At 73.3% G+C, this 26,659-nt stretch carries 18 protein-coding genes; 16 read left to right on the forward strand and 2 right to left on the reverse strand.

What is annotated here, in order from left to right; all coding sequences use genetic code 11:
* Positions 1-27: 27 nt before the first annotated feature.
* From ACZ6ZI_RS17175 to ACZ6ZI_RS17215, 9 genes are all read left to right on the forward strand, one after another.
* Positions 28-1,527: an amino acid adenylation domain-containing protein gene (locus ACZ6ZI_RS17175; protein ID WP_469521265.1), complete on the forward strand. Its 1,500-nt coding sequence runs from the start codon at positions 28-30 to the stop codon at positions 1,525-1,527.
* A gap of 138 nt (positions 1,528-1,665) precedes the next feature.
* Positions 1,666-2,757 carry a hypothetical protein gene (locus ACZ6ZI_RS17180; RefSeq protein ID WP_469521268.1) on the forward strand — a complete coding sequence of 364 codons (1,092 nt, stop codon included), beginning with the start codon at positions 1,666-1,668 and terminating at the stop codon, positions 2,755-2,757.
* 46 nt (positions 2,758-2,803) lie between these two features.
* Positions 2,804-4,108 (forward strand): nucleotide sugar dehydrogenase, encoded by a 1,305-nt coding sequence (locus ACZ6ZI_RS17185; protein ID WP_469521270.1) that lies wholly within the window; start codon positions 2,804-2,806, stop codon positions 4,106-4,108.
* Positions 4,101-5,087 carry an NAD-dependent epimerase/dehydratase family protein gene (locus ACZ6ZI_RS17190; RefSeq protein WP_469521273.1) on the forward strand — a complete coding sequence of 329 codons (987 nt, stop codon included), beginning with the start codon at positions 4,101-4,103 and terminating at the stop codon, positions 5,085-5,087. The genes ACZ6ZI_RS17185 and ACZ6ZI_RS17190 overlap by 8 nt, the downstream gene beginning before the upstream one ends.
* 5 nt (positions 5,088-5,092) lie before the next feature.
* A complete protein-coding gene (locus ACZ6ZI_RS17195; protein ID WP_469521648.1) occupies positions 5,093-6,172 on the forward strand; it encodes a glycosyltransferase family 4 protein in 1,080 nt (359 codons plus the stop codon).
* Complete coding sequence (locus tag ACZ6ZI_RS17200) at positions 6,169-6,924, forward strand: nucleotidyltransferase family protein (RefSeq protein WP_469521275.1); 756 nt, start codon at positions 6,169-6,171, stop codon at positions 6,922-6,924. Before ACZ6ZI_RS17195 ends, ACZ6ZI_RS17200 begins: the two co-directional genes overlap by 4 nt.
* Positions 6,921-8,069 (forward strand): DegT/DnrJ/EryC1/StrS family aminotransferase, encoded by a 1,149-nt coding sequence (locus ACZ6ZI_RS17205; protein WP_469521278.1) that lies wholly within the window; start codon positions 6,921-6,923, stop codon positions 8,067-8,069. Before ACZ6ZI_RS17200 ends, ACZ6ZI_RS17205 begins: the two co-directional genes overlap by 4 nt.
* Positions 8,066-9,934: a beta-galactosidase trimerization domain-containing protein gene (locus ACZ6ZI_RS17210; RefSeq protein WP_469521281.1), complete on the forward strand. Its 1,869-nt coding sequence runs from the start codon at positions 8,066-8,068 to the stop codon at positions 9,932-9,934. Before ACZ6ZI_RS17205 ends, ACZ6ZI_RS17210 begins: the two co-directional genes overlap by 4 nt.
* 33 nt (positions 9,935-9,967) lie before the next feature.
* Entirely contained in the window at positions 9,968-10,825 is an 858-nt protein-coding gene (locus ACZ6ZI_RS17215; RefSeq protein WP_469521283.1) for an amidohydrolase family protein, read from the forward strand.
* A gap of 14 nt (positions 10,826-10,839) precedes the next feature.
* Here the strand turns inward: ACZ6ZI_RS17215 and ACZ6ZI_RS17220 are convergent, their stop codons facing one another.
* Positions 10,840-11,601, reverse strand: a complete 762-nt coding sequence (locus ACZ6ZI_RS17220; protein ID WP_469521286.1) for a thioesterase II family protein — start codon at positions 11,599-11,601, stop codon at positions 10,840-10,842.
* Between the two features lie 133 nt (positions 11,602-11,734).
* On the opposite strand from ACZ6ZI_RS17220, the gene ACZ6ZI_RS17225 reads away from it, so the two are divergent.
* Positions 11,735-13,039, forward strand: a complete 1,305-nt coding sequence (locus tag ACZ6ZI_RS17225; protein WP_469521289.1) for an aminotransferase-like domain-containing protein — start codon at positions 11,735-11,737, stop codon at positions 13,037-13,039.
* 115 nt (positions 13,040-13,154) lie between these two features.
* On the opposite strand, the gene ACZ6ZI_RS17230 is transcribed toward ACZ6ZI_RS17225, so the two are convergent.
* Positions 13,155-13,856 carry an aspartate/glutamate racemase family protein gene (locus tag ACZ6ZI_RS17230; protein ID WP_469521293.1) on the reverse strand — a complete coding sequence of 234 codons (702 nt, stop codon included), beginning with the start codon at positions 13,854-13,856 and terminating at the stop codon, positions 13,155-13,157.
* A gap of 218 nt (positions 13,857-14,074) precedes the next feature.
* On the opposite strand from ACZ6ZI_RS17230, the gene ACZ6ZI_RS17235 reads away from it, so the two are divergent.
* Genes ACZ6ZI_RS17235 through ACZ6ZI_RS17260 form a run of 6 tightly spaced genes read left to right on the forward strand, consistent with a single transcriptional unit; the run spans position 14,075 to position 26,641 of the window.
* Entirely contained in the window at positions 14,075-15,391 is a 1,317-nt protein-coding gene (locus ACZ6ZI_RS17235) for a condensation domain-containing protein (protein ID WP_469521296.1), read from the forward strand.
* Positions 15,392-15,396: 5 nt separating this feature from the next.
* Positions 15,397-16,797, forward strand: coding sequence for a condensation domain-containing protein (locus tag ACZ6ZI_RS17240; RefSeq protein WP_469521299.1), 1,401 nt, complete (start codon positions 15,397-15,399; stop codon positions 16,795-16,797).
* Positions 16,798-16,801: 4 nt separating this feature from the next.
* The gene (locus ACZ6ZI_RS17245) at positions 16,802-19,420 is read left to right on the forward strand and encodes a condensation domain-containing protein (protein WP_469521300.1); all 2,619 of its coding nucleotides are present in this window, start codon (positions 16,802-16,804) and stop codon (positions 19,418-19,420) included.
* Positions 19,417-22,254, forward strand: coding sequence for an excinuclease ABC subunit UvrA (gene uvrA, locus ACZ6ZI_RS17250; protein WP_469521303.1), 2,838 nt, complete (start codon positions 19,417-19,419; stop codon positions 22,252-22,254). Before ACZ6ZI_RS17245 ends, uvrA begins: the two co-directional genes overlap by 4 nt.
* Positions 22,251-23,297: an alcohol dehydrogenase family protein gene (locus ACZ6ZI_RS17255; RefSeq protein ID WP_469521305.1), complete on the forward strand. Its 1,047-nt coding sequence runs from the start codon at positions 22,251-22,253 to the stop codon at positions 23,295-23,297. The genes uvrA and ACZ6ZI_RS17255 overlap by 4 nt, the downstream gene beginning before the upstream one ends.
* Entirely contained in the window at positions 23,294-26,641 is a 3,348-nt protein-coding gene (locus ACZ6ZI_RS17260) for an amino acid adenylation domain-containing protein (protein ID WP_469521308.1), read from the forward strand. The genes ACZ6ZI_RS17255 and ACZ6ZI_RS17260 overlap by 4 nt, the downstream gene beginning before the upstream one ends.
* Positions 26,642-26,659: the final 18 nt, after the last annotated feature.

Consider the following 26,659-nt stretch of genomic DNA (forward strand, 5'->3'; position numbering starts at 1 on the left):
GACGCCACCACCGTGAACGGGGGAGACATGACAGCGGTACCCGACGTCATCGAGGCGTTCGAGGCGGTGGTCGCCGAGCGGCCCGACGCTCCGGCGCTCACCTGGGAGGGCCGGACCTGGACCTTCCGCGAGCTGGACGAGGCGGCGCGGCGGGTCGCCGGCAGGCTGCGCGAGGCCGGCATCCGCCGGGACGACCGGGTGGCGGTCCTCGCCGGTCGGACCCCGCAGATGGTCGCCGCCCTGTTCGGCGTGCTGAAGGTCGGCGCGGGATACGTCCCGGTGGACCCCGGCTACCCCCGGGAGCGCTGCGCCCACATGCTCGGCGACTCCGGCGCGGCGGCCCTGCTCACCCACCGCGAGCTGCTCGGCACGGTCCCCTACGAGGGCCCCGTGCTGCTCCTGGAGGAGCTGGAGGGGTGGCCGCTGCCCGCCGCCGGCCCCCGGCCCCGGCCGCTGCGCGACCAGCTCGCGTACGTCATCTTCACCTCGGGTTCCACGGGCCGCCCCAAGGGCGTCATGGTGACGCGCGGCGGGATGTCCGAACTGGTCGCCGCACTGGGGGAGTTGGTAGGGTCGGAACGGCTCGACGGCGTCCTCGCGGCCACCCCGACGTCCTTCGACGTCTCCGTGTACGAGATCTTCGTCCCGCTGTGCGCGGGCGGATCGGTGGTCCTGGCCGGCGACGTCTTCGCCGTCTGCGACGCCGACGCGCCGGTGGAGGCCCGCACCGTCTCCAGCGTGCCCTCGGCGCTGGCGCAGCTGGCGGCGCTCGGCGGCCTGGCCGGCCGGGCCCGTACGGTCTTCTCGGGCGGCGAGGCGCTGCCCGGCCCGCTGGTGCGGGAGATGCTCGACGCCGGCGTGACGGCCGTGTTCAACATGTACGGCCCCACCGAGAACAGCGTCGTGGCCATCGCCGGCAGCGTGACGGGGGAGGGGGGTTCCGTCCCGATCGGCGACGCCCTCCCCGCGGTCGAGGCGTACGTGCTGGACGAGGAGCTGCGGCCGGTACCGGACGGCGAGTCCGGGGAGCTGTACCTCGGCGGCCGGCAGGTCAGCCGCGGCTACCGGTGTCGGCCCGGGCTGACGGCGGAGAAGTTCCTGCCCGACCCGTTCGCCCCGGTGCCCGGGGCCCGGATGTACCGCACCGGGGACCGGGTCCGACGCCGGCCGGACGGCCCGTACGAATTCCTCGGGCGCTGGGACGACCAGGTCAAACTGCGCGGCTTCCGGATCGAACTGGGCGAGGTCGAGCACGCCCTGGCCGCGCACCCCGGCGTGGTGCACGCCGCGGTGATCGTGCGGGACGACGTGCCCGGCGGCCCGCGCATGGTCGCGTACACCACCCCCGACGGTCCCGGCGCCCCGTCGGCGGCCGAGCTGCGCGAGCACGTCCGCCGCACGCTGCCCGAGTACATGGTGCCCAACGTCTTCGTGGCGCTGGACGAACTGCCGCGCACCCCGGCGGGAAAGATCGACCGGAACGCGCTTCCCCGGCCGGCTGCCCGCATCCGCGTCAAAATCCGCTGAAACAAAGCCGGTTGGCAATCGAATTCTCTATTGGTCAACCGCACTTCGCGCGTTATGGTGAACGAGTAATCCGACGATCGAATGGTCGAGTAATCTATGCGTCTCCTGGCCAATGAACGGCATCAATTCGAATTGCGTTTGCTGAGTCTTTTCGGGGACAAGCTGAGGCCCGTCGAGGAATCCTTCGACATCATTCAGGATTTCAAGGACGGTTCGTTCGCCCTGGGGCACCTGGGCCTCATGCTGTACGCGAACGGGTACAACCTCCGGGGCTCCAGCATCGAGTACCGGAACGGCCTGGTGTTCCACGACGGAGAGAACCTCTTCGGGGTCGGCTACTTCAGCAAGGAGGGCCACCTCACCAAGCACCTCCACATCGTGGCGCCCAAGGGCCCGGGCCGCGTCGAGGCCGTGCGGCGCTTCATCGCCGACGTCCGCGACGCCGGCCTGGCCCCCGCCTCCGTCTACGTCCGCCACCTCTCGCCCGAGGACCGCGACCTCTTCCTGGCCTCCGGGTTCGACGGGGTCGACACCGCCCCCTGGCACCCCGACGCCCCGGAGGAGGACGAGACCTACCCCAACCGGGTCTACTACCTGGAAGGACTCTTCGAGGAGCAGCCGGACGGGGAACTGCGGGTCCGCAACCTGGAGGGCGAGGACAACCGCAAGTACAAGTCGAAGAACCGGCTCGCCTTCCGCCGCTTCGAGAACTTCCTCGCGCGCAACGACCACCTGGACTTCCGGATCCGCCCCTACGGCCACACCGCCGAGGAGGCGGCGCAGGCCCGCGGGATCGTCGAGGGCTACTTCCAGGCCCGCCGGGAACAGGGCATGGTCGTCGGCTCCACACCCGAGGACTACATGGCGCTGATCACCCAGAAGCCCGGTGGCGAGAACGAGCGCGACTACTTCGCCTACCTCGGCCGCATGGCCGTCGAGGGGGGCGAGGAGGTGCCGGTCATGTTCTTCGCGGGCGAGCGGACGGCGGAGCGCCGCGCGGCGCTCTACTGCACGATGTCGATGCGCTTCCCCGAACGGCTCACCGACATATTCAAGGACCCCACCGGATTCACCGCGATTCCCCAGTACGTCTGGCTGAACGTCTTCAAGCGGATGTGGGCCCAGGGAATCCGGGAAGTGGACGCGGGCGGCTCCGAGGTCAAGGGCCTCGACGACCAGAAGCGCCAGCTCGGCGGTAGGGCGGAAAAGACCTACTGGGTGGTCGGCTGACCTCCGCCCACCGGACCGATACGTATCACAAAAGGGGGTATGCACAATGGAATCGCGCACACCGTTCCACGAATTCGACGTCTGTGTCGTCGGCATGGGCTACGTCGGCGTCACGCTCACCGCGGCCCTGCTGTCCACGGGCAAGCGGGTCCTCGGCTACGAGGCCAACCCGGTGGTGGCGGGCGAACTGGCCCAGGGCCGGCTCGTACTCGCCGAACCCGGCGTGGAGGACCTGATCCGCGACAGCGCCGCCACGGGCGCCCTGCACGTCACGGCCGACATCGAGGGCCACCGGCTGCCGCCGGTCGTCATCATCTGCGTGGGCACGCCCATCAAGGACGGCAGCACCACTCCGAACCTCGGCCACCTCACCGCCGCCACCGAGTCCATCGCGGCCGGCATCGACGGGGACACCCTCGTCATCGTCCGCAGCACGGTCCCCGTGGGCACCTCGCGGAACCTGGTCCTGCCGGCGCTGCGCGCCCGCGTCCCCGAGCCGCTGCTCGCCTTCGCCCCGGAGCGCACCATCCAGGGCCAGGCGCTCGCCGAGCTGCTGTCGCTGCCGCAGATCGTCGGCGGTCTGGACGAGGCCTCCGCCAAGCTCGCCGCGGACCTCTTCGCCACCGTCACCGACCAGGTCGTCCCCGTCTCCTCCCTGGAGGCCGCGGAGCTGGTCAAGCTCGTGTGCAACTGCCACACCGACCTCATCTACGGCTTCGGCAACGAGGTCGCCCTCATCGCGGAGAAGCTCGGCCTCGACGCCATGGAGGTCATCGGCGCCGCGAACCGCGACTACCCGCGCCCCGACATCCACAAGCCCGGCTTCGTGGGCGGCAGTTGCCTGACCAAGGACCCGTACCTGCTGCGGCACTCGCTGGCCGGCCACGGCCACGTCCCCGAGCTCATCGGCGCGGCCCGCACCCTGAACGAGTCCATGCCGCGCCGGGTCGGCGAGCGGGTCCTCGCCGCGCTGTGGGAGAGCGGCCACGACCCCGCCGAAGCCACCGTCCTGCTCACCGGGTTCGCCTACAAGGGCCGCCCCGAGACCGACGACCTGCGCGGCGCCCCGTACGAGCCGCTGCTGGAACTGCTGCGCGGTCGGGTCCGCGAGATCGTCGGCCACGACTTCGTGGTGCCGGCCGAACGCATCGAGGCGCTCGGGGTCCGCCCCGTCACGATCGAGGAGGGCTTCACCGGCGCGCACGCCGCGCTCGTCCTCAACGACCACCTCGGCTACCGCGACCTGGACGCCGACGACCTGATCTCCAGGATGGCCCAGCCCGCCCTGGTCTACGACACCTGGCGGGTCCTCCCGCTCTCGACGAACGTAATGAGGCTCGGAGTTGCGTAAGAAGGTCCTGATCACCGGCGGCGCGGGCTTCATCGGCCTGCACCTCGCCGAGAAGCTCGCAGCCACCTGCGACGTCACCCTCCTCGACGACTTCAGCCGAGGCCGCTCCGACGACCGGCTCGCCGCCGTGCGCCCGCTCGTCCGGCTCGTCGAACACGACCTCACCACCCCCGTCCCCGAGGGCCTCCTCGACGGGGACTACACCGAGGTGTACCACCTCGCGGCCGTCGTCGGCGTCGTGTACTCCAACGAGGAGCCGCAGCGCGTCCTGCGGACCAACCTCCTGTCCACGATCCACCTCCTCGACTGGTTCACCACGCTGCCCGACGCCACCCTGTGCTTCGCCTCCTCCAGCGAGGCCTACGCCGGCAGCGTCGAGGCGGGCGTCGCGCGGGTACCCACCGCGGAGGACGTGCCGCTGGTCGTCTCCGACCCCACCGTCGCCCGCTCCTCGTACGGGTTCAGCAAGATCGCGGGCGAACTGCTCTGCCGCAACTACGCCCAGGCGCACGGGTTCGCGCTGCGCATGGTGCGCTTCCACAACGTCTACGGCCCCCGCATGGGCTACGAGCACGTCATCCCGCAGTTCATCGAGCGCCTCCTCGGCGGCGCGGACCCGTTCGCGATCTACGGGGCCGACCAGACCCGCGCCTTCTGCTACGTGACCGACGCCGTCGACGCCATCGCCGCCCTGACCGCGCTCCCCACCAAGGAGACCCTGCTGGTCAACATCGGCAACGACCAGGAGGAGATCCTCATCGAGGACCTCGCCCGCAAGGTCTTCGACACGGTCGGCCGCCACCCCGCCACCGACATCCACCCCGCGCCCCCGCTCTCGCCCGCCCGGCGCCTGCCCGACGTGACCCTGCTGCGCGAACTGACCGGCCACGCACCGGCGGTGGACCTCGCCGAGGGCCTGCGCCGCACCCACGAGTGGTACGCACAGGACATCGCCGCCCGCGGCGCGAAGCGGCGGTGACCGCGATGCGCGTGCGCTACGTCCACCGGGGGTACTTCCCGGCGCGCGCGGGAGCGGAACTGATGATGCAGTACCTCGCCGACGGCATGGCCCGGCGCGGCCTCGACGTCCGCCTGCACTCCGGCGAGGTGGACGAGGACTCCGCCCGGTTCATGGCGGGCGCCGGGGTGCGGGTGGAGCCGGTGCCGGCGGAGGCCGGCCCCTGGGACGCCGACCGGCCCGACGTCGTGCACGCCTTCGACGCCTTCCACCCCGAGGACCTGCGGACCGGCCTGGAACTGGCCCGCGCCTGGGACGTCCCCTTCGCCGTCACCCCCGCGTCCGCGCCCGAGGTGTGGCCCGACCGGGAGGCCGTCCTCGACGCGTGCCGCCGGGCGGACGCCGTCTTCGTCCTCACCGGAGCCGAGCGCGACATGCTGGCCGGGCAGGGCGTCCCGCCCGAGGTGCTGCACCTCGTGGCCCAGGGACCGCACCTGCCCGGCACGGCGGACCCCGAGCGGTTCCGCCGCGCGTACGGCATCGACGGACCCATGGTGCTCTTCCTCGGCCGCAAGATGCGCTCCAAGGGCTACACCGTGCTCCTGGAGGCCGCCCGCTCCATCTGGGAACGCCACCCCGAGACCCACCTGGTGTTCCTGGGGCCGCGTTGGGACGAGGACTGCCTGGAGCGGTTCGCGGACCACGCGGACCCCCGCGTCATCGAACTCGGCCTCGTGGACGAGGACGACAAGCACAGCGCCCTGGCCGCCTGCGACATGGTGTGCCTGCCCTCGACCGTCGACCTGTTCCCGCTCGTCTACGCCGAGGCGTGGGCCTGCGGCAAGCCGGTCATCGGCTCCGACTTCGCGGGCAGCGAGGAGGTCGTGCGGCACGGCCGCGACGGACTCCTGGTCCCCGCGACCCCCGGTCCCGTGGCCGACGCCGTGTGCCGGCTCCTCGACGACCCGGCCGAGCGGATCCGCATGGGACGGCAGGGCAACGAAAAGCTCCGACGCGAACTGACCTGGGACGCGGTCACCGACCGGGTCCACCAGGTCTACTCCGCGCTCGTTTCCGCACAGCGCCACAAGGAGGGGGCCCGATGAAAGCAGTCGTACTGGCCGGAGGAGAGGGGCGCCGCCTGCGCCCGGCCACCCTGACCGTCCCCAAGCCTTTGATCCCGGTGGACGGCACACCCATCCTCCACATCATCCTGCGCCAACTGAGGAACGCCGGCTTCACCCACGTCACGCTCTCCCTCGGCTACCGCGCCCACATGATCGAGGACAGCTTCGGCGGCAACCACTGGCAGGGCCTCGAACTCGACTTCCGCCTGGAGAACGAACCGCTGGGCACGGCCGGCCCGCTGGCCCTGCTGGAGCCCTTCGAGGACGCCACCCTCGTGATGAACGCGGACCTGCTCACCGACATCGACTTCGCCGACCTGTGGTCCGCCCACAAGAAGTCGGGTGCCGCCGCCACCATCGCCCTGGCACCGCAGAGCATCGACATCGCCCACGGCGTCGTCCGCATCGACGACGACAGCCGCGTCGTCGACTTCCGCGAGAAGCCCCGGATGGACTTCCTGGTCAGCGGCGGCATCTACGTCCTGGAACCCGCCCTGCTGCGCTTCCTGCCGCCCTCCGGCCGCCACGACATGCCCGCGCTCCTGGAGAGCGCCCGCGCGGCCGGCGAACGCGTCGAGGGCTACGTCTTCGACGGCGAATGGCGCGACATAGGCACCCCCGAGCAGCTCGCACGGGCCGAGCGGGCCTTCCGCGCCGACCGCGCCCGCTACCTCGGCACGAACGAGCACCACACCCACCGCCACACCCGGAAAGAGGCCGTACACGGATGACCGACTGGAAAGTTCCCCTGTACCGACCCGAGATCGGTCCGGTCGAGGCGGAAGCGGTCGCCGAGGTCCTGCGCTCCGGCTGGCTCTCCAACGGCCCCGTCACCCAGGACTTCGAGGCCCGCTACGCGCGGACCCTCGGCGTCGACGGCGCCGTCGCCGTCAGCAACGGGACCGCCGCCCTGCACTTGGCCTTCCTCGCCCTGGGCATCGGTCCCGGAGACGAGGTCGTCATGCCCTCCCTGAGCTTCGTCTCCGCGGCCGCCACCGTCACCCTGTGCGGTGCCACGCCCGTGTTCGCCGACATCACCTCCCGCCACGACCTGTGCGTGGACTCGGCGGACGTCGCCCGCCGGATCACCCCGCGCACCAAAGCCGTCGTGGCCATGCACTACGGCGGCCACGCCGCCGACCTGCCCGCCCTCGCCGAGCTGGCCCGCGCCCGCGGCGTCGCCCTCGTGGAGGACTCCGCGCACGCCCCGGCCACCCGCACCCCGCACGGGTTCCTCGGCACCGTGGGCGACATCGGCTGCTACAGCTTCTTCGCCACGAAGAACCTGGCGACCGGCGAGGGCGGCATGATCGTCGCCCGGGACCCCGCGCTCCTGTCCGAGCTGCGCAGGCTCCGCTCGCACGCCCTCACCGTCAGCGCCCAGGACCGCCACCGCGGCGGCCCGTCCGTCTACGACGTCGACGGCTTCGGCCTCAACTACCGTCCCACCGAGGTCAACAGCGCCATCGGACGGGTACAGCTGGCCGCGCTGCCCGCCGGACAGGCCCGCCGACAGGAGGTGGTCCGCCACTACCGCGACCGCCTGGCCGACCTGCCCGGCATCACGCTGCCCTTCGCGGACCGGCCCCTGGAGGAGAGCGCCCACCACCTGTTCGCGATCCTGCTCCCCGAGGGCACCGACCGGGCGGCGCTCCAGGAGCGGCTGCGCGGCGCCGGCGTCCAGACCGGCGTGCACTACCCGCCCAGCCACCTGTTCACCGCCTACCGCGAACGGTTCGGCACCGGCCGCGGCGACCTCCCCCTCACCGAGGCCGTCACCGACGCCCAGCTGAGCCTGCCGCTCTACGCCGGGATGGGCGTCGAGGAGGCGGAACTGGTCGTGGAGGCGGTGAGGCAGGCATGGACGGCGCCGTGAGCCCGCCCACCCGCGTGAGCCCGCCCACCCGGCTGACCCTCGCCGAGGGAACCCTGCGCCGCGAGGGCCGACCCCACTTCGCCGTCGGCTTCAACTACCACCCCTCGCAGGCCGGTTGTGCCTACTGGCGCACCTGGGACCCCGACGTGCTCGACGCCGACTTCGGGCGGATGGCCGAACTCGGCTTCAACACGGTCCGCTTCTTCGTCTTCTGGGCCGACTTCGAGCCCGAGGAGGGCGTGTACGACGCGGAGAAGACCGACCGCCTGCGCGAACTGGTCGCGATCGCCGAACGGCACGGCCTGTACTGCCTGCCCTCCCTGCTCACCATCTGGATGAACGGCCAGCGCTTCGAGCCCGACTGGCGCGGCGGACGCGACCTGTGGCACGACGCCGACATGGTCGAGCGCCAGCGCGCCTTCGTCGGCCACATCGCGCACGTGTTGCGCGACGCGCCGAACGTCCTCGCGTACGACCTCGGCGACGAGGTCATCCACGTGGACTCCGCCGCCTCCGCCGCCCTCGGCCCCGACGAGGTCCGCCGGTGGTGGGGCCTGCTCGCCGGAGCGGTCCGCGACGCCGACCCCGCCGCGCTCGTGCTCCAGGCCAACGAGGCCTCCGCCGTCACCGGCGGCCACGCCTTCCGCCCCGAACACGCCGAACCCCTCGACCTCGTCGGGCTGCACGGCTTCCCCGTCTGGACGCCGTTCCACATCGAGGCGGTCGACTCCGTCAAGGCCAGCTCGTTCGTCCCCTACCTGGTGCGCCGGGGCCGTGTCGACGCGGCCGTGCTCGTCGACGAACTCGGCAGCTACGGCTGCGACGAGGACACGGCCGCGCGCTACCTGCGCGCGACCTCGCACAGCGCCTTCGCGGCGGGCGCCGCCGGCATCGCCGTCTGGTGCTGGCAGGACTTCACCACCCAGGACAAGCCGTACGCGCTGCGCCCCAACGAGAGGTTCGTCGGACTCGTCGACCCCGACGGCCGGCTCAAGCCCGCCATGCACGCCTACCGGGAGTTCGCCGGACGGGTCACCGGCGAACTCGCCGGCTTCGCCCCCTCGCCGCCCGCCGTCGGGGTCTTCCTGCCCGAGGCGGACCCCGGCGACGCCGCCTACCTGGCCACCGCCGGGACGGGGGAGGCCGCCCCCTTCTACGCCCACCTGCTGCTCCAACGCGCCCACCTGTCCTACGCGTTCGCCCGACCCGCGACCCTGGACCGGCACGCCCTGGTGATCTGCCCCTCCGTGCACCACCTCTCCCTGCCCGACCAGCAGCGCCTGACCGCGTACGTGGCCGGCGGCGGCACCCTGCTGTACACCACCGGCGACCTGCTGCACGCCTTCGGCGGGGAGGAGCTGTTCGGAGTCCGGGTCCACGACTACACCCTCGACCCCGCCGCCGCGGACTCCTTCACCTGGCAGGGCATCCGCTACCCCGTCCACCGCCCACCCGGCCAGATCCCGCTCGTGGAGGCCGCCGGCGCCGACGTCCTCGCCGTCTTCCCCGGCGGTTCCCCCGCCCTGACCCGTCACCGCCATGGCCGGGGCACCGCCTACTACCTCGCCGCACCGCTCGAAGAGGGCCTCAACGCCCCCTACCGGCTCCAGGAGGCGCCCTGGCACCTGCTGTACGCCGCCCTCGCCGAGGCCGCGGGCATCCAGCCGGAGATCACCGCCGACGAGCCGGCCGTCGAGACCACCGTCCTGCGGCGCGGCGACGAACGCTGCGCGGTGGTTGTCAACCACGCCCCCGAGACCGTCCGCACCACCCTGCGGCGGCCGTCCGGGGACGGCGCCCCACGGCTCGCCACCGAGGTCGTCCTGGAACCCAAGGGCGTCCACCTCGTCCGCTGGAACGCCTGACCCGCGTCCCGCACCGAACGGAACAGCACTCACGTGATCATCGATTCCCATGTCCACGCCGGCGAGTACCACCGCCACTACACCGCCGAGTTCGCCGACCAGATGATGGCGACCACCGGGATGCCGCCCCAGGCGCTGTCCGCCCCGGAGGCCAGGCTGATCGCCGAGATGGACGCCGCCGGGGTCGACCGGGCCTTCCTGCTCGCCTTCGAGGTGAGCCGGGTCGAGGGCTTCTCCGTACCGAACGAGTTCGTCGCGGGGATGTGCGCACGCCACCCGGGCCGGTTCGTGGGCTTCGCCTCGGTGGACGCCGGTCGCCCCGGCGCCGCCGCCGACCTGCGCCACGCCGTGACCGACCTCGGACTGCGCGGGCTGAAGACCGCACCCTGCTACCTGCGGATGTCGCCCGCCGACCCCCTCTGGTACGAGGTGTACGAGACGGCCGAGGAACTCGGCGTCCCGGTCCTGGTGCACACCGGGTACACGCCGTCGAAGAAGGCCGACGCCCGCTTCTTCTCCCCGCTGCTGCTGGAGCCGGTCGCCCGGGACTTCCCCGGACTCAAGCTGATCCTCGCCCACCTCGGCACCCCGTGGACCGGCCCCTGCGTCGAGCTCCTGGCCCGCCGGCCCAACCTCTACGCCGACCTGTCGATCTTCGGCTCCTACCGGCCGGCGCCCACCGTCGCGGCGGCGCTCGCGCACGCCCGCCGGGCGGGCGTGTTGGACCGACTGCTGTGGGGCACCGACTACCCCTTCGCCACCATGACGGACTCGGTGGCCCGCATGGCCGACCTCGCCCGCGATCCCGAGCCGTGGCCCGACGGCACCGTGCTGAGCGCCGACGAGCACCGCGCGCTGATGGGCGGCACCGCCGCGGGGCTCATCGGATGACCGGCCCGCCCCGGTCAGGCGCCGCGCTCCGCCCCCACGAGCTGCGTGCCGATCGCGCGGACCAGCTCCGCACGATGCTCGACCAGGTAGAAGTGGCCTCCGGGGAAGGTCGACGCGCGCCAGCCGGCGGTCGTCAGCCCCGCCCATCCGGCGAGGGTGTCGACCGCGCAGGCCGGATCGCTCTCGCCGCCGAACGCGGTCACCGGGGCGGACAGCGGCTCCGGGTCCGCGGGGCGGTACGCGGCGAGGAGGCGGTGGTCGGCGCGCAGCGAGGGCAACACCAGCGGCAGCAGGTCGGGGTCCTCGTAGACGGCGGCGTCCGGTGCGCCGAGCCGACGTACCGAGGCGAGCACCGCGTCCTCGCCCGTGGCCACGGGCGGCACCAGGTGCGGCGCCGTCCGCCCCGAGACGAACAGCCGCTCCAGGACGAGACCGCTGCTCCGTTCGAGCCGCAGGGCCACCTCGTACGCCACCGACGTGCCCATGCTGTGGCCGAAGAAGGCGAGCGGCAGCCCCAGGAACGGGGTCAGGGCCGCCGCGATCCGGTCCGCCAGTTCCTCCATCCGCTCCACACAGGGCTCGCTCAGGCGGTTCTGGCGCCCCGGGTACTGCACCGCCAGCAGATCCACCCCGGGCGGCAGCAGCGGCCCCCATTCCCGGTAGGCGCTCGCCGCGCCGCCGGCGTGCGGGAAGCACACCAGCCGGACGTGCGGATCCCGTGCCGGTTGCCGACGGAACCACCGCTGCGCGTCCTCGCCGCCCCCGTGTGGCACCACGCCCGTCCCCGCTCTCCTCGGTGTCGTTCGAGCCGGATCCTAACCCCGGCCCGGACCATCGCCGGCGGCCCCCTCCATCCGACCGTCCCCGTCCCGCCCCCGGCGGGGCCCCGTAAGACCGGCAGGTGACGCCGTGCCCACCACCACTTCCCTCCGACCGCTGGCCCTGGGCGATCTGCACAGCTCGCTCAGCGATCCGGCCCTGACGTCCATGACCCTGCTCAACGAGGTGACCGGCCGCCACCCCGACGCGGTCAGCTTCGCCGCCGGCCGCCCGTACGAGGGCTTCCACGAACCGGAGTCCCTGCAACGGCGGATCGGCCTCTTCCGCGACCACCTGGAGACGGACCTCGGACAGGGCGCGGAGCAGGTCCGGCGCACCCTCTTCCAGTACGGCCGCACCAAGGGCACGATCACCCACCTCGTCTCCCGCCACCTGGAGATCGACGAGGGCCTGTACGTGGACCCCGAGTCGGTGGTCGTCACCACCGGCTGCCAGGAGGCGATGGTCCTCGTGATGCGCGCGCTGCGCCGGGACCACCGCGACGTCATCCTCGCCCCCACTCCCACCTACGTCGGGTTCATCGGCGCGGCCCGCCTGGTCGACATGCCGGTGTGCCCGGTGCGCGAGGACGAGGGCGGCATCGACCCCGAGGACCTGGTCCGCCGGATCCGCGAGGCCAGGGCCCGGGGGCTGCGCCCGCGCGCCTGCTACGTGGTGCCCGACTTCGCGAACCCGGGCGGGGCGTCCCTGTCCGAGGAGCGCCGCCGGGAGCTGCTGCGCGTGGCCGAGGAGGAGGACGTCCTCCTCCTGGAGGACAACCCCTACTCGATGTTCCGCACCGTCGGCGAGCGGCTTCCGACGATCAAGTCGATGGACGAGCACCGGCGCGTGGTCTACCTGGGTTCGTTCGCCAAGTCCGCCTTCGCCGGCGCCCGGGTCGGGTACGTGGTCGCGGACCAGCCGGTCGAGGGCGGCGGCCTGCTCGCGGACGAGCTGGCCAAGCTCAAGAGCATGCTGACGCTGAACACCTCCACGGTCGCCCAGGCGGTCATCGGCGGTTTCCTGTTGGAGAACGGGTGCAGTGTCGAGCGTGCGGTGGTCCGCGAGGCGCAGGTGTACCGGGAGAACCTCCGGGCCGTGCTGTCCGGGCTGGCCGCCCGATTCCCGGGAGCCACTCCCGCGGAAAGGGGCGGAGTCGACTGGAATGCGCCGAACGGCGGAATGTTCGTGGTCCTGTCCGTTCCGTTCCGGGCGGACGAGGAGGCCCTGGCGATATCCGGGAGGGATTTCGGGGTCGTGTGGACCCCGATGTACCACTTCTACGCCGGCGCCGGGGGATTCCGTCAGATGCGGCTTTCCTTCAGTGTTCTGACGCCCGCTCTGATAAACGAGGGGCTCGACCGCCTCGCCGCATTCGTGGCGCACCGTTCGTGAGCGGGCGCCCGTTCGCCGGGCCGTGCGCGTTCCCCGTCCGGCACCGCCGGACGGGGAACGCACGCGTGGGGGCGGGGGCCGTCCGGGCCGGACGCCCCCCCCCCCCACGCCCGCCTCAGCGGTACAGCTCCGCGACGCAGGCGTCGGCGAGCGCGTCGAGGCTGGAGACCATCCGCTCCGGCGGCAGGCCCGCGGCGGCGTGCGCGAGCGGCAGTTCGGTGCAGGCGGCCAGGATCGGGGCGTCGATCTTCTCGCACAGGATGCGGGCGGCCTCGGCGTACACGGCTCCGGCCGCGACCGTACGACCCGCCTTGATCAGCACGCTGGCCTCGTGGACCAGCTCCTGGACCTCGTCGGACGGCACGAAGAGCGGGTAGTCGAGCTCCTCGGCGCGGCGCTGGTAGAGGCCGCTGAGCACGGTTCCGGTCGTGGCGGCCAGCCAGCCGCCCTCGGGGCCGGCGAGCCGGGCCGCCCGCAGCGTCGCGTCGATGATGTGGACGACGGGCACCGGCAGTTCGGCCCGGAAGCGGTCGACGAAGGCGTGCGCGGTGTTGCACGGCACGGCCAGCAGATCGGCGCCCCATCCGGCGAGGGTGTGCAGGCCGGTGCGCAGGGGCTCCAGCGGGGCCTCGTCGCGCGCGAGGAGCGAGGTGCTGCGGTCGGGTATGCCCGGTTCGGACAGGAGGATGACCCGGGGATGTTCCTGATCGGTGTCCGCCGGTGCTTTCACGGCGAGGACCCGGAGGAATTCGGCAGTTGCGGAAGGGCCCATTCCGCCCAGAACTCCGAGAGTTCTGGCAGGTGTGCGGAGATTCATGAGGATTTCTCTCGAAGATTCTTCACCAGCGAACTCATGGCGGGATCGTACTACACACCCTGCCACTGAATTCACGCTTCCGGAAGTCCAATTGGGAGCTTCATGTGATCCGTCGGATCTCCCTTGCGGACGTGATCACCAGTGTGTTTGGATGGCGGCCCCGATCAAATGAAATTGAATTCGGGGCCGCCCAGGCAAGGAAAGTGAGGTCGCGTCCGGTGACGGAATTGCCGCTGTCCCACGCCCAGCAGGGCATGTGGTTCCTGGAGCGCTTCTCGGGCACCTCGTTCGTCGACCCGATGACCTTCCGCCTGGTGGGCGAGCTGGACCTGCCGGCCCTCCGGTGGAGCCTGGAGGAACTCGTGCGCCGGCACGAGGCACTGCGCACCCGGTTCCCCGTCAGCGGGGGCCGTCCCACGCAGGAGGTCCTCCCCGCGGAGGGCGCGCGGCTTCCGCTGCCGATCACCGACCTCTCCGAACTGCCCCAGCGGTCAAGGGAGTCGGAGCTGCTTCGGCTGCTGCGCCAGGACCAGGACCGCCGCTTCGACCTGGCCCGCGGTCCCGTCGTGCGCGCCGCGCTGTACCGGCTCGGCCCCCGCGAACACGTGGTCCGCCTCACCACGCACCACATCGTCTCGGACGCCGTTTCCTGGTGGTCGGTCCTCTTCCGCGAGCTGGAGCGCCTCTACGCCGCCCACCGCGCCGGACTGCCCTCACCGCTCGAACCCGTGCGCTCCCACTACGCCGCCTTCGTCCGCTGGCAGCGCGAGTGGCTCGAAGGACCCGCCGCCGCGCGTGAACTCGCCTACTGGCGCGCCGAACTGGAGGGCGCGGGCCCGCTCCCGGAGCTCGACCTCGCCCGCCCCGCCGCCGGGCCCGGACCCGGCCGCGGCCGCGCGGGCGAACCGGTCGCCACCCGCTGGCTGACCTTCCCCCGGCCGCTCTACGACGCGCTGCGGGACTTCGCCCGGCGCGAGCGGGTCACCCCGTTCATGGTCCTGCTCGCCGCCACCACGACCCTGCTGCACCGCCACACCGGCAGCCACGACATCCTCGTCGGCACCCGCGCCGGCTTCCGGGGCCGCCCCGAGTTCGACCACACCGTCGGCTTCCTCGTGAACCTCCTCCCGCTGCGCACCCGCGTCCCCGAGGGCGGCGACTTCCACGACCTGCTCCGGGCCGTACGCCGCGCCACGCTCGGCGCCTACGTCCACCGCACCATGCCCTTCGAGCGGCTCGTCGCCGACCTCGGCCTCCAACGCCGCGGCAGCCGACCCGTGGTGAACGTCTGCGTCTCCTTCCAGTCCACCCCGGAGGTGCCCCCCGCCCTCGACGGGCTGGCGGCCACCCTGATCAACCACGACCCGTTCAGCGCCTTCGACCTCGACCTCGGCTTCTACGAGGACGAGGGCACGCTGCGGGCCCTGCTCACCCACGACCCCGCCCAGTACGACGACGAGGCCGCCCGGTGCCTGCTGGAGGAACTCCGGCAGGTGCTCGAAGGCGCCCTGCACCCGACCGCCACAGAGGTGTGACCCCGATGCACGACGGCCAGAGCGATCAGCTCGCACCGCTCTCCCTCACCCAGGAACAGCTGTGGTTCCTCACCCGGCTCGACCCCGCGAGTGCGTTCTACAACACCACCGCGACCTGGACCCTGACCGGCCCGCTCGACACCGACGCGCTGCGCACCGCGCTCGCCCGGACCATGGACCGCCAGCACATGCTGCGCACCGCCGTCACCGAGGTCGACGGGGTGCCCCACCAGGCGGTCGTCGAGGGGGTACCGGTGCCCCTGCGGATCACCGACCTCACCGACCTGCCCGAGGGCGGGCGCGAGGCCGCCGCCGACCGCCTCGTCGCCGAGGAGGTGCACGAACCCTTCGACCTCGGCGCGGCCCCGCTGTTCCGGGTCCGACTGATCCGCACCGCGGCCGACGAGCACGTCATGGTCTTCGTGATGCACCACATCGTCGCCGACGGCTGGTCCCTCCAGGTCCTCGTCCAGGAGGTGGCCGACCTCTACGCCGGCGCCGTCACCGGCGAGGACGTCGAACTCCCGCCCCTGGCCATGCAGTTCACCGACTACGCGCGCGCCCAACGCGAGCGGCTCGCGGGCCCCCGCCGGGACCGGCTGGTCTCCTACTGGAGCGACCGGCTGGCCGGCGCCCCCACCGCACTGGAGCTGCCCACCGACCGGCCGCGCCCGGCGGAGGCGAGCTTCCGCGGCGACCGCCACGCCTTCGTCGTCCCGCAGGAGCTGCACCTGCGCCTCACCGCACTGGGCCGCACCGCCGGCGCCAGTCTCTTCATGACCTGCCTCGCCGGGTTCAACGTGCTGCTCTCCCGCTGGTCGGGCCGCGGCGACATCCTCCTCGGCACCCCCGTGGGCAACCGCGACCGGGCCGAATCGGCCTCGGTGGTCGGCTACTTCGCGGACACCCTCGTCATGCGCACCGAACTCGCCGACGACCCCACGTTCGCCGACCTGCTCACCCGCGTCCGCAAGACCTCCCTGGAGGCCTTCGTCCACCGCGACCTGCCCTTCCGGGTGCTGGTCGAGGAGCTGAAGCCGGAACGCGCCCCGCACCGCAACCCCCTGTTCCAGGTCATGTTCATCCTCCAGAACATCCCGCCGCGCCGACGTCGCGTCGAGTTCGCGGGACTGTCCATGGCCCTGCGGGAGGACGTACGCACCACGTCGATCTTCGACCTGCGCCTGGACCTGTTCCAGTCCGAGCACGAGCTGCGCGGTCAACTGGAGTACAACACCGACCTGTTCGACCGGGCGACCGTCGAGCGACTGGCGGAGCGCTACCTCGCCCTGCTCGCCGACGCCTGCGCCGCCCCCCGGACCCCGGTCTCGGCCCTGTCGCTCGGCGAGGCACCGCCCGCCGACGACTTCGGCGCCGGATTCAACGACGACCTCGAGGAGGCGTAGCAGCGTGGAATGGGCCACGAAGATAGCCGCCCTGTCCCCCCGGGAACGCCGGGGCCTGGAGGAGCTGATCGCCTCCGGAGCGCAGGGCCTCAACCTGTTCCCGCTCTCCTACACCCAGGAGTGGGTGTGGTGGAACGCCCGGCTCAAGCCCGGCACCTCGCTCTACAACGCGCCCATGGCGCTGCGCATCGAGGGCGCCCTGGACACCGGGGTGCTCGACCGCACCCTCCAGGAGCTCATCGCCCGGCACGAGGTGCTGCGCACCAGCTTCCACCACCTCGCCCGCACCGTCGTGCAGGCCGTCGAGCCGGTCCCGCCCCGCTTCGAGCTGCCCCTGGAGGACCTGAGCGACCTGGTCGGGGCGGAGCAGGACCGGGCCGTCGAAGACCTCGCCGTCCGGGAGCGCTCGCGCCCCTTCGACCTCACGCGCGGCCACCTGCTGCGCGGCCGGCTCCTGCGCCTCGGCCCGGACGCGCACGTCCTGCTGCTCACCACCCACCACCTGGTCACGGACGACTGGTCGATGCGGATCCTGCTCGGCGAGATCGTCACCCTCTACGGGGCCTTCAGCGAGGGCAGGCCCTCCCCGCTGCCGCCGCTGCCCGTCCAGTACGCCGACTTCGCCGCCTGGCAGCGCGAGTGGCTGGACGGGGACCGCATGGAGGCCGAGTTCGACTACTGGACCCGGCGCCTGGCCGGCTCCCCGGTCCCCCTGGACCTGCCCACCGACCGCCCGCGCCCGGCGGGCCGCACCTTCGAGGCCCTCGTGCACTGGTTCGACCTGCCCCGGACCCTGTCCGACCAGGTCCGCGAGGTCTCCCGAGCCGCAGGCGTCACCCCCTTCATGACCCTGATGGCCGCGTTCCAGCTGTGGCTCCACCGCACCTGCGGCCACGACCGGTTCGCCACCAGCACCCTCACCGCCTACCGGGACCGCGCCGAAGTCGCCGACGTCATCGGTGACTTCGGCAACCTGGTCGCCGTACCCGCCGATCTGCGCGGCGCCGACCTGACCTTCCGGGAGCTGATCGCCCGGGTGCGGGAGGCGGTTCTGGAGACGCACGAGCACGCCGACGTCCCCGCGCACCGCCTCTCCCTGCGCCTGGCCAAGCGCCGCGAGGACACCCACAACCCGATCTCCCAGGCCATGTTCTTCTCCGTGCACGCCCAGCAGAGCATGGCCGGCCTGGAGCTGCCCGGGCTGCGCTTCGAGCAGATCCACGCCGCCGCCGAACGTCCCTCGACCCCCTTCGACATCGAGCTCCGGCACTTCGAGCAGGTCGACGACATGCGCATGCAACTGCTGTGCAACGCCGACCTCTTCGAGGAGGAGACCGTCACGCGCCTCGCGGAGCGGTTCACCGCCGTCCTCGCCGCCGTGGTCGCCGCTCCCGACGCCCCCGTCGCCGAAGTCGTCCTCACCGACCCCGAGCCGCGGACCTCCACCCCGCACCCGCCGGCGGTGGCGGCGGCGGCGAGCACGCGGGACGCGCGGGACGCGCAGGACGTATGGGACGACGCGTGGCCCGCGCCGCACCCGGAGGTCCCCGCCGCCGCACCCGTCGAGACCGTGCGCGCCCTGGCCGGCACCGACCCCGACCGCCCCGCCGTGCTCACCGCGACCGGCGCCCTGAGCTACGCCGAACTGTGGACGCGCGTGGCGGCCGACCCCACGGCGGCGGCCCTCGTCGCCGCCGTCGACGACCTGGCCGGCCCCGCCGAGAGCGCCGGCCACAGCGCGCCGACCCTCCCCGGGCACACCGAGGACCTGCTCGGACACTGGGCACGGGCCCTGCCCCTGACCGGCGACGACCGCTTCCTGCGCACCGCCCCGCCCGGCGGCCCCACCGCCGCGCTGGAAACCCTGCTCCCGCTGGCCGCCGGAGCGACGCTGTGCCTGACGCCGCACACCGTCGCGCCGCCCGACCCCGCCCGCGTCGGCGCCACCGTCGCGGCCCTGCCCGCCGCGCTGCTGCCCGCGCTCGCGGCGCACCCCGAGGCCCCGCTCGCGGGCCTGCGGGCCGTCATCGCCACGGGGGGCGACCCCGTCCGACTGCCCGACCCGCCGGCGCCGGTCCTCGTACGGGCCCTGGCCGCGACCGGGCGGGCCCCCCTGCCCTTCGCCGACCTCGGCGCGGGCCGCCGCGGCCCCCTCGTCCACGCACCGCGCGACGGCATCCGCCTGTTGGACCCCGCCGGTCGGCAGGTCCCCACGGGCGACGAGGGCGAACTGCACCTGACCGAGCCCGGCCGCACCACGCCGCGGCCCACCGGGCTCGCCGCCCGCCGGCTGCCCGGCGACCGCCTCGAACTGCTCGGCCGCCCCGCGGAACACACCGAACGCGACGGCTACCGCATCCGCCCGTCCGACGTCGCGTGGGCCCTCACGGCCCACCCCGCCGTCCACACGGCCGTGGTGGCCGCCGCACCCGACGGCACGATCACCGCCTACGCTGACGCACCGGAAGCCGACGAGGCCGCGCTGCGCACCCATCTGCGCCGCGTCGTACCGGGCTTCACCATCCCCGACACCATCGTGGTCGGCGGACGGCCGCCGCTGACCCCCGACGGCCGCATCGACCGGGCCTGCGCCCGTCCTTCCGGAGGAGACACCGCACCATGAGCACCGCCGGCATCGAGAACGACCGGGACTGGATGGTTCTCAAGGGCGTGCGCCAGCACAACCTGGACATCGCCGAACTGCACCTGCCCCGCCACGGAGTCACCGTCCTGACCGGCGTCTCCGGCAGCGGCAAGTCCTCCCTCGCCTTCGACACCATCTACGCCGAGGGCTACCGCCAGTACCTGGAGAGCCTGTCCGCCTACGTACGGCGCAAGCTCCCCAAGGTGCCCAAGCCCGCCGTCGACTGGATCAGCGGCCTCAGCCCCACCGTCGCCATCGAACAGAAGACCATCAGCCGCAACCCGCGCTCCAACGTCGGCACCATCACCGAGATCTCCGACCGGCTCCGCCTCCTGTTCGCCCGGGTCGGCCACCACCACTGCCGCGCCTGCGGCGGCGACATCCACCCGCGCGACGCCGCCACCCACATGGACTGGCTGCGCGAGCACGCGCGTGACACCCGACTGGAAGTGGGCAGGCCGCCCGCCGGCGATCGGCCCGGACGCTTCCTCGCGGCCGTCGGCCCGAACCCCGACGCCGCCGCGCTGTCCGCCGTCCGCGAGCACATCGAGTCCGCCCTGCGCACCGACACCCACCTCGTCGTCCTGCGCGGCACCGAGACCGTCCGGCACGTCAAGGAGGGCTTCTTCTGCGCCGACTGCGGCACCGAGGCCCGCGCCACCTCCTCGCAGTGGTTCACGCCCAACTCGCCCGTCGGCATGTGCGAGGGCTGCGAAGGCCTCGGCTTCATCCTCCGCGTGGACCCCGCCCTGCTCGTCGGGGACGAGAACGAGTCGATCCGCTCCGGGGCCCTGACCTTCTTCGGGGACCGCCGCGGCAGCAAGAAGACCTGGTGGCCGGTGCGCGAACTGCCGGACCTCGTCGCCCTGGGCGGCCACAGCCTCGACACGGCCTGGCGCGACCTGCCGCGGGGCCTGCGGGAGGTCGTCCTCCACGGCGCCACCGACCACGCCGTGACACCGGAACTCGCCGAACGACTGCGGCAGCAGCCCTTCGAGGGCTTCGCCGGACACATCGAACGCCTCTTCAGGGAAGCCGACTCCCCGGGACGCAAGCAGTTCTACCAGGTGTTCATGTCGGCCATGACCTGCGAGGGGTGCGCCGGCACCCGACACCACGCCGAGGCCCTCGCCGTCACCCTCGCGGGGATCAACATCGCCCAGGTCAACGCCCTGCCCATCTCCCGCCTCGGAGACTGGCTCACCACCGTACGGGCCGAACTGGAGAGCAGCTTCCTCGCCGAGCTCGCCGAGGAGCTCCTCGAACAGATCGCCGCCCGCATCGAGTTCATGCTCGACGTCGGACTGCACTACCTGTCCCTGGACCGCTCCGCCCCCACCCTCTCGGCCGGCGAGGGCCAGCGGCTGCGGCTGGCCCGCCAGCTCGGCAGCGGGCTCGTCGGCGTCACCTACGTCCTCGACGAACCGTCCATCGGGCTGCACGCCAAGGACAACGGCCGCCTCATCGCGATGCTGCGCCGGCTGGCCGCGGCCGGCAACGCCGTCCTCGTCGTCGAACACGACCGCGAGACGATGGAGGCGGCCGACCACCTCGTCGACCTCGGCCCCGGAGCCGGCACCCGCGGCGGCCGCGTCATGGCCAGCGGTCCCGCCGCCGACGTCATCGCGCACCCCGACTCCCGCACCGGCGCCTACCTGCGCAACGAGGACCAGGTGCGCTCACCGCGCCCGACCCGGCGCGTCCCCGACGACCGCCGGCTCTCGATCCGCGGCGCCCACCTGCACAACCTGCGCGACGTGGACGCGGACTTCCCCGTCGGCCTGCTCACCTGCGTCACCGGCGTCAGCGGCAGCGGCAAGAGCTCCCTGGTGACGCGGACCCTGCAACCCGCCCTGGAGGAGACCCTGCGGTGGCGCCGCCCGGCCGAGGGCCCCTTCCGCGAGCTGACCGGCTGGGAGCACTTCGAGCGGATCGTCACCGTCACCCAGGAGTCCATCGGCGCCTCCTCCCGCTCCACCCCGGCCACCTACATCGGGATCTTCGACGAGATCCGCAAGATGTTCGCCAAGACCGAGGAGGCGGTGCGACGCCGGTACTCCACCTCGAAGTTCAGCTTCAACGCCGAACGCGGCGGCGGCCGCTGCGACCGCTGCCTCGGCAAGGGAACGATCCGCATCGAGATGCTCTTCCTCGCCGACGTGAACGTGGAGTGTCCCTCCTGCCGGGGCCTGCGCTACTCCCCGGAGACCCTGGAGATCCACTGCCGGGGCCTGAACATCGCCGAGACCCTGAACCTGGAGGCCGCGCGGGCGCTGGAACTCTTCCACGACGTGCCCGCCGTCGCCAACCCGCTGCGGGTGCTCTGCGACGTCGGCCTCGGATACCTCAGGCTCGGCCAGGACTCCATGACCCTCAGCGGCGGCGAGGCCCAGCGACTCAAGCTCAGCCGCGAGCTGATGCGCGGCGGGGAGGGCCGGACCCTCTACCTCATCGACGAGCCCACCACCGGCCTGCACTTCTCCGACGTGCAGCTCCTCCTCCAGGTCGTGCACGACCTCGTCGACCGCGGCCACACCGTCGTCGTCATCGAGCACAGCGTCGAGTTCGCGGCCGCCTGTGACTGGATCGTCGACCTCGGACCCGGCGGCGGCACGGACGGCGGCTCCGTCGTCGCCTCGGGCCACCCCGAGACGATCGAGACCCACCCCGACAGCGCGCTGGCCCCCTTCCTGGCCACCCAGCTGGCCCACCTCGCGGCCGCCGGACCGGACCGGGCGCCCGCCGCCCGGTCGAACGGCACACCCACCCCCACACCGACACCGGCGGTCGACCCGATGGAGGAACAGGCATGAAGGCCCTTCAGTGGCACGGCGCGTACCGGGTCGAGGTCGCGCACGACATGGCCGTCCCGGCCCTGGCCGGCCCCGGCGACGCCCTGGTGCGGGTGGTCCGGTCCGCGATCTGTGGCACCGACCTGCACCCCTACCGGGGAGAGATCGCCTCCTTCACCCCCGGCACCGTCACCGGACACGAGTTCACCGGCGTCGTCGAGGAGGTGGGCCCCGACGTGCGCGGGCTGCGCCCCGGCGACCGGGTCCTCGCCTCCGACGTCATCGCCTGCGGCACCTGCTGGAACTGCCGCCGCGGCTGGCACTACCAGTGCGAGCGCGTCGGCCTGTTCGGGTACGACACCGTCGTCGGCGCCACCGCCGTCGCGGGCGGGCACGCCGAGTACGTCCGCGTCCCCTTCGCGGACGTCGTGCTCTCGCCGATACCCGATGACGTCGAGGACGAACGGGCCCTGCTCATCGGCGACGTCCTGTCCACCGGCTACGCCTGCGCCACGGGCGGCGAGGTCCGCCCCGGCGACACCGTGGCCGTCGTCGGCTGCGGCCCCGTCGGCCTGCTCGCGATGAAGGCCGCCGGCGTCCTCGGCGCCGCCACGCTGCTGGCGATCGACCCGCTGCCCGCCCGGCGCGCCCTCGCCGAGGAGCACGGGGCCATCGGCCTGGCCCCCGGTCCCGATCTCGCGGCCCGGGTCCGCGAACTGACCGGCGGACGCGGCGCCGACGTCGTCCTGGAGGCCGTCGGCACGGACGCCTCGCTGCTCAGCGCCCTGGAGATCGTCCGCCCCCGCGGCACCGTGTGCGCCGCCGGCGCGCACGCCTCCGAGGCGATGCCCATGCCCACGGGGCTCGCCTTCGGCAAGGAGCTGACCCTGCGCTTCGCGGTGGGCGACCCCATCAGCGTGCGCGAACCGCTGATGAACCTGGTGCGGACCGGCCGGCTCGACCCCACCTTCGTCATCTCCCACCGCCTGCCGCTCGCCGAGGCCGCCGAGGGCTTCCGCCTGTTCGACGCGGGCACGGCGTCGAAGGTGGTGCTGGTTCCGTGACCGCCACCGCCACCGCCACCGCCTCCGCCTCCGCCTCCGCCTCCGCCTCCGCCACCGCCACCGCGACCCCGACCCGTGCGCGGAGCGCGGCCGGCGCCCGGAGCGCGGCGCCGGTGGTGCCCCCCGTGCCCGGCCTGCACCGGCGGGTCGCCGACCGGGCCCGGCTCACCCCCGACGCCCCCGCCGTGCGCTGCGCGGACCTCGTGCTCGGCTACGGCGAACTCGACCGGCGCGCCGAGGCGATCGTGGCGCTCCTGCGCGGGCTGGGCGTGGGCACGGAGACCCCGGTCGGCATCCACCTGCGGCGCGGTCCGGAGCTGCCGGTCGCCCTGCTCGCCGTACTGAAGGCGGGCGGCTACTGCGTACCCCTGGACCCCGGCTACCCGCGCGAGCGGCTGCGGCTCGTCCTGGAGGAGGTGGCCGCCCCGGTCGTGCTGACGGTGCGGGCCCTGCGCGACGGCCTGCCGGACCGGGGGGCCGTGGTGGTCTGCCTGGACGAGCTCGACGACGCGACCGAGGGGGCCGACGCGGCCCACGCGAGCGTCGCGGTCCCGACCCCGACCCATCCGCAGACCCTGGCCTGGGCCTCCTACACCTCCGGTTCCACCGGCCGCCCCAAGGGGGTGATGCTCTCGCACGGCCCGCTGTCCACCCTCGCCGAGGGCATCGCGGCCCGCCTCGAACTGACCCCCGCCGACCGCGTGTTGCAGTTCGCGTCCATCGGCTTCTCCGTCGCCGCCGAGGAGATCTTCTCCACCTGGTACGCGGGTGCCTGCCTGGTCCTGGACCCGGACGAATCCCTCGCCGACGCCGCCGCCCTGACCGGCGTCATCGAGCGGCAGGGCGTCACCGTCCTCCAACTGACCCCCGCCTACTGGTACGAGTGGCTGCGCGAACTGCCGCGCACCCCGGACGGCGCGCCCGTACCGCCCGCGTCCCTGCGCCTCCTCGTGGTCGGCAGCGAGCAGGTCTCCGCCGACAAGGTGGGGCAGTGGCTCGCGGGCGGCGTGCGCCTGGTCCAGGAGTACGGGGCCACCGAGGGCACCGTCTCGCAACTGCTGTACGAGCCCACGGCGCCGGCCGCCGAGGTGCGTTCCTGGCCCCGGGTGCCGGTCGGCACGCCGCTGCCGGGCGCCGAGGTGCGGATCCTCGACGCCGACCTGCGCGCGGTGGCGGACGGGGAGACGGGCGAGCTCTACGTGGCCGGGGACGCCGTCTCGCGCGGCTACCTGGGCCGCCCGGGCCTGACCGCCGAGCGGTTCCTGCCCGACCCGTACGCGGCCCCGGGCGGGCGCATGTACCGCACCGGTGACCTGGCCCTGCGCCGTCCGGACGGGGCGGTGGAGTTCCTGGGCCGGATCGACCACCAGCTGAAGGTCCACGGCATCAGGATCGAGCCCGGCGAGGTCGAGGCGGCCATCGGGAGCCACCCGGGAGTGGCCCGCAACGCGGTCCTGGCCAGGGAGTCGGCCACCGGGGCGGACCGGCTGGTCGCCTGCGTGGTCTGGGAGGGCGAGCCCGACCCGGCCGGGCTGCGGGCGCACCTGCGCGAGCGGCTGGCCCCCGGGCTCGTCCCGGCCCGGCTGGTCGCCGTGGCGGACCTGCCGCTGAACGCGAACGGCAAGGTCGACCGCCTCGCCCTGCGGGAGCTCCCGTTGGACGAGCGGGCCGCGGGCGCTGCGGCGGGCGGCGGCCGACGGCCGGCCACGGCCGTCGAGGCGGCGCTCGCGGGCATCTGGTCGATGCTGTTGGACGTGCCGACGGTCGGCGCGGACGACGACTTCTTCCTGCTGGGCGGGGACTCGCTGACCGCGACCCGGCTGTCGGCCCACGTCCGGGAGGCACTCGGTACGGACATCCGCCAGCGCATGGTCTTCGAGAACCCGACGGTGGCCGCCCTGGCCGCCCGCATCGAGGCCGCCCGAAGGCAGGCCCCCGCAGCCCGGCCCGAACCCGAGCAGCCGGGTCCGCCGCCCGCCCCAGCCCCCGCCCCCGCGCCCGTCCCCGAACCGGTGGCCCCGGCCGGGTCCGCGGTGGTCACGGCGCCCGCGACCCCCGCGCAGCTGCGGATCTGGCTGGCCCACCGGATGGACCCCGCCGGAGCCGCCTACAACGAACCCCTCGTCCTGCGGCTCACCGGCGCCCTCGACCCCGCGCACCTGCGGGCGGCGGTACGCGCACTGGTGCGGCGGCACGGTGTCCTGCGGACCACGCTGCGCCTGGAGGGGGGGCTGCTGACCCAGTTCGTCGCCCCGCCCGACGCCGCGCAGGCCCACGAGCTCACACCGACCGAGTTCCTCGGCCGCGCGCCGGAGGAACTCGACGCGGCCGTACGGAAACTGGCCTCCGACCCCTTCGACCTGGCGCGCGGTCCGCTGATCCGCACCGCCCTGCTGCGCACGGACGCCTGGGAACACGTCCTCGTCCTCGTGATGCACCACGTCGTCTGCGACGGCTGGTCGCTCGACGTGCTGCACCGGGACCTCTCCCGGCTCTACGCCCGCGCGCTGACCGGCGAACCGGACGGGCTGCCCGCGCTGCCGCTGTCGTACGCCGACCACGCCGGCCCCCGGCACGCGCGGGCCGGCGGACCGGAGGAGTCCGCCCAGCTCGCCTACTGGTCCCGCCGGCTCGCCGGCGCCCCGGAGGTGACGCGCCTGCCCGCCTCCGCCGCGGCGGACCCGACCCGCCGCGGCGGGGTGTCCCGGACGTTCACCGTCGACGCGCGGACCGCGAGCCTGCTGCGCGCCCTGGCGGCGGCCGAGCGGGCCACCCCGTACATGGTCCTCCTGGCCGGCTTCAAGACCCTGCTGCACCGGGCCGCCGGGGTCCGGGACATCGTCGTCGGCAGCCTGTCCGCGGGCCGCGACCGACCCGAACTCGCCGATCTGATGGGGCTGTTCATCAACACCCTCGCCCTGCGTACGGAGGTGCCCGAGCAGGCGACCTTCCGGGAGCTGGTGGGACGGGTCCGCACCACGGTGCAGGAGGCCGTCGCGCACCAGGACGTCCCCTTCGACCGGGTCGCGCGGGAAGTGGGCCCGCGGCGCGGTCGCGGTCACAGCCCCGTGTTCCAGACGATGTTCTCCTTCGGAGGGACCACCGTCCGCACCCCCGAGCTGCCGGGCCTGTCCGCGTCGCCGGTCGCCGTGGACACCGGCTCGGCGAAGTTCGACGCGGCGGTGGTGATCGAGGAGGCCCCGGACGGCTCTCTGACCGGCACCTTCGAGTTCCGCCTGGCCCGCTACGACGAGGCCGACGCGACCCGCTTCACGGAGCAGTACGCGCGGCTCCTGCGGGAACTGGCGGAGAACCCGGACGCGGAGGTGAGCGTCGGCGCCTGAGGCACCTTCACGCCCCCA

The sequence above is a fragment of the Streptomyces sp. NPDC103540 genome (genome assembly GCF_055584445.1).

Coding starts and splice junctions, on each gene's coding strand:
- ACZ6ZI_RS17185 (WP_469521270.1), top strand. CDS start 2,804: ATGGAATCGCGCACACCGTTCCACGAATTCGACGTCTGTGTCGTCGGC.
- ACZ6ZI_RS17200 (WP_469521275.1), top strand. CDS start 6,169: ATGAAAGCAGTCGTACTGGCCGGAGGAGAGGGGCGCCGCCTGCGCCCG.
- ACZ6ZI_RS17175 (WP_469521265.1), top strand. CDS start 28: ATGACAGCGGTACCCGACGTCATCGAGGCGTTCGAGGCGGTGGTCGCC.
- ACZ6ZI_RS17195 (WP_469521648.1), top strand. CDS start 5,093: ATGCGCGTGCGCTACGTCCACCGGGGGTACTTCCCGGCGCGCGCGGGA.
- ACZ6ZI_RS17205 (WP_469521278.1), top strand. CDS start 6,921: ATGACCGACTGGAAAGTTCCCCTGTACCGACCCGAGATCGGTCCGGTC.
- ACZ6ZI_RS17240 (WP_469521299.1), top strand. CDS start 15,397: ATGCACGACGGCCAGAGCGATCAGCTCGCACCGCTCTCCCTCACCCAG.
- ACZ6ZI_RS17255 (WP_469521305.1), top strand. CDS start 22,251: ATGAAGGCCCTTCAGTGGCACGGCGCGTACCGGGTCGAGGTCGCGCAC.
- ACZ6ZI_RS17230 (WP_469521293.1), bottom strand. CDS start 13,856: ATGAATCTCCGCACACCTGCCAGAACTCTCGGAGTTCTGGGCGGAATG.
- uvrA (WP_469521303.1), top strand. CDS start 19,417: ATGAGCACCGCCGGCATCGAGAACGACCGGGACTGGATGGTTCTCAAG.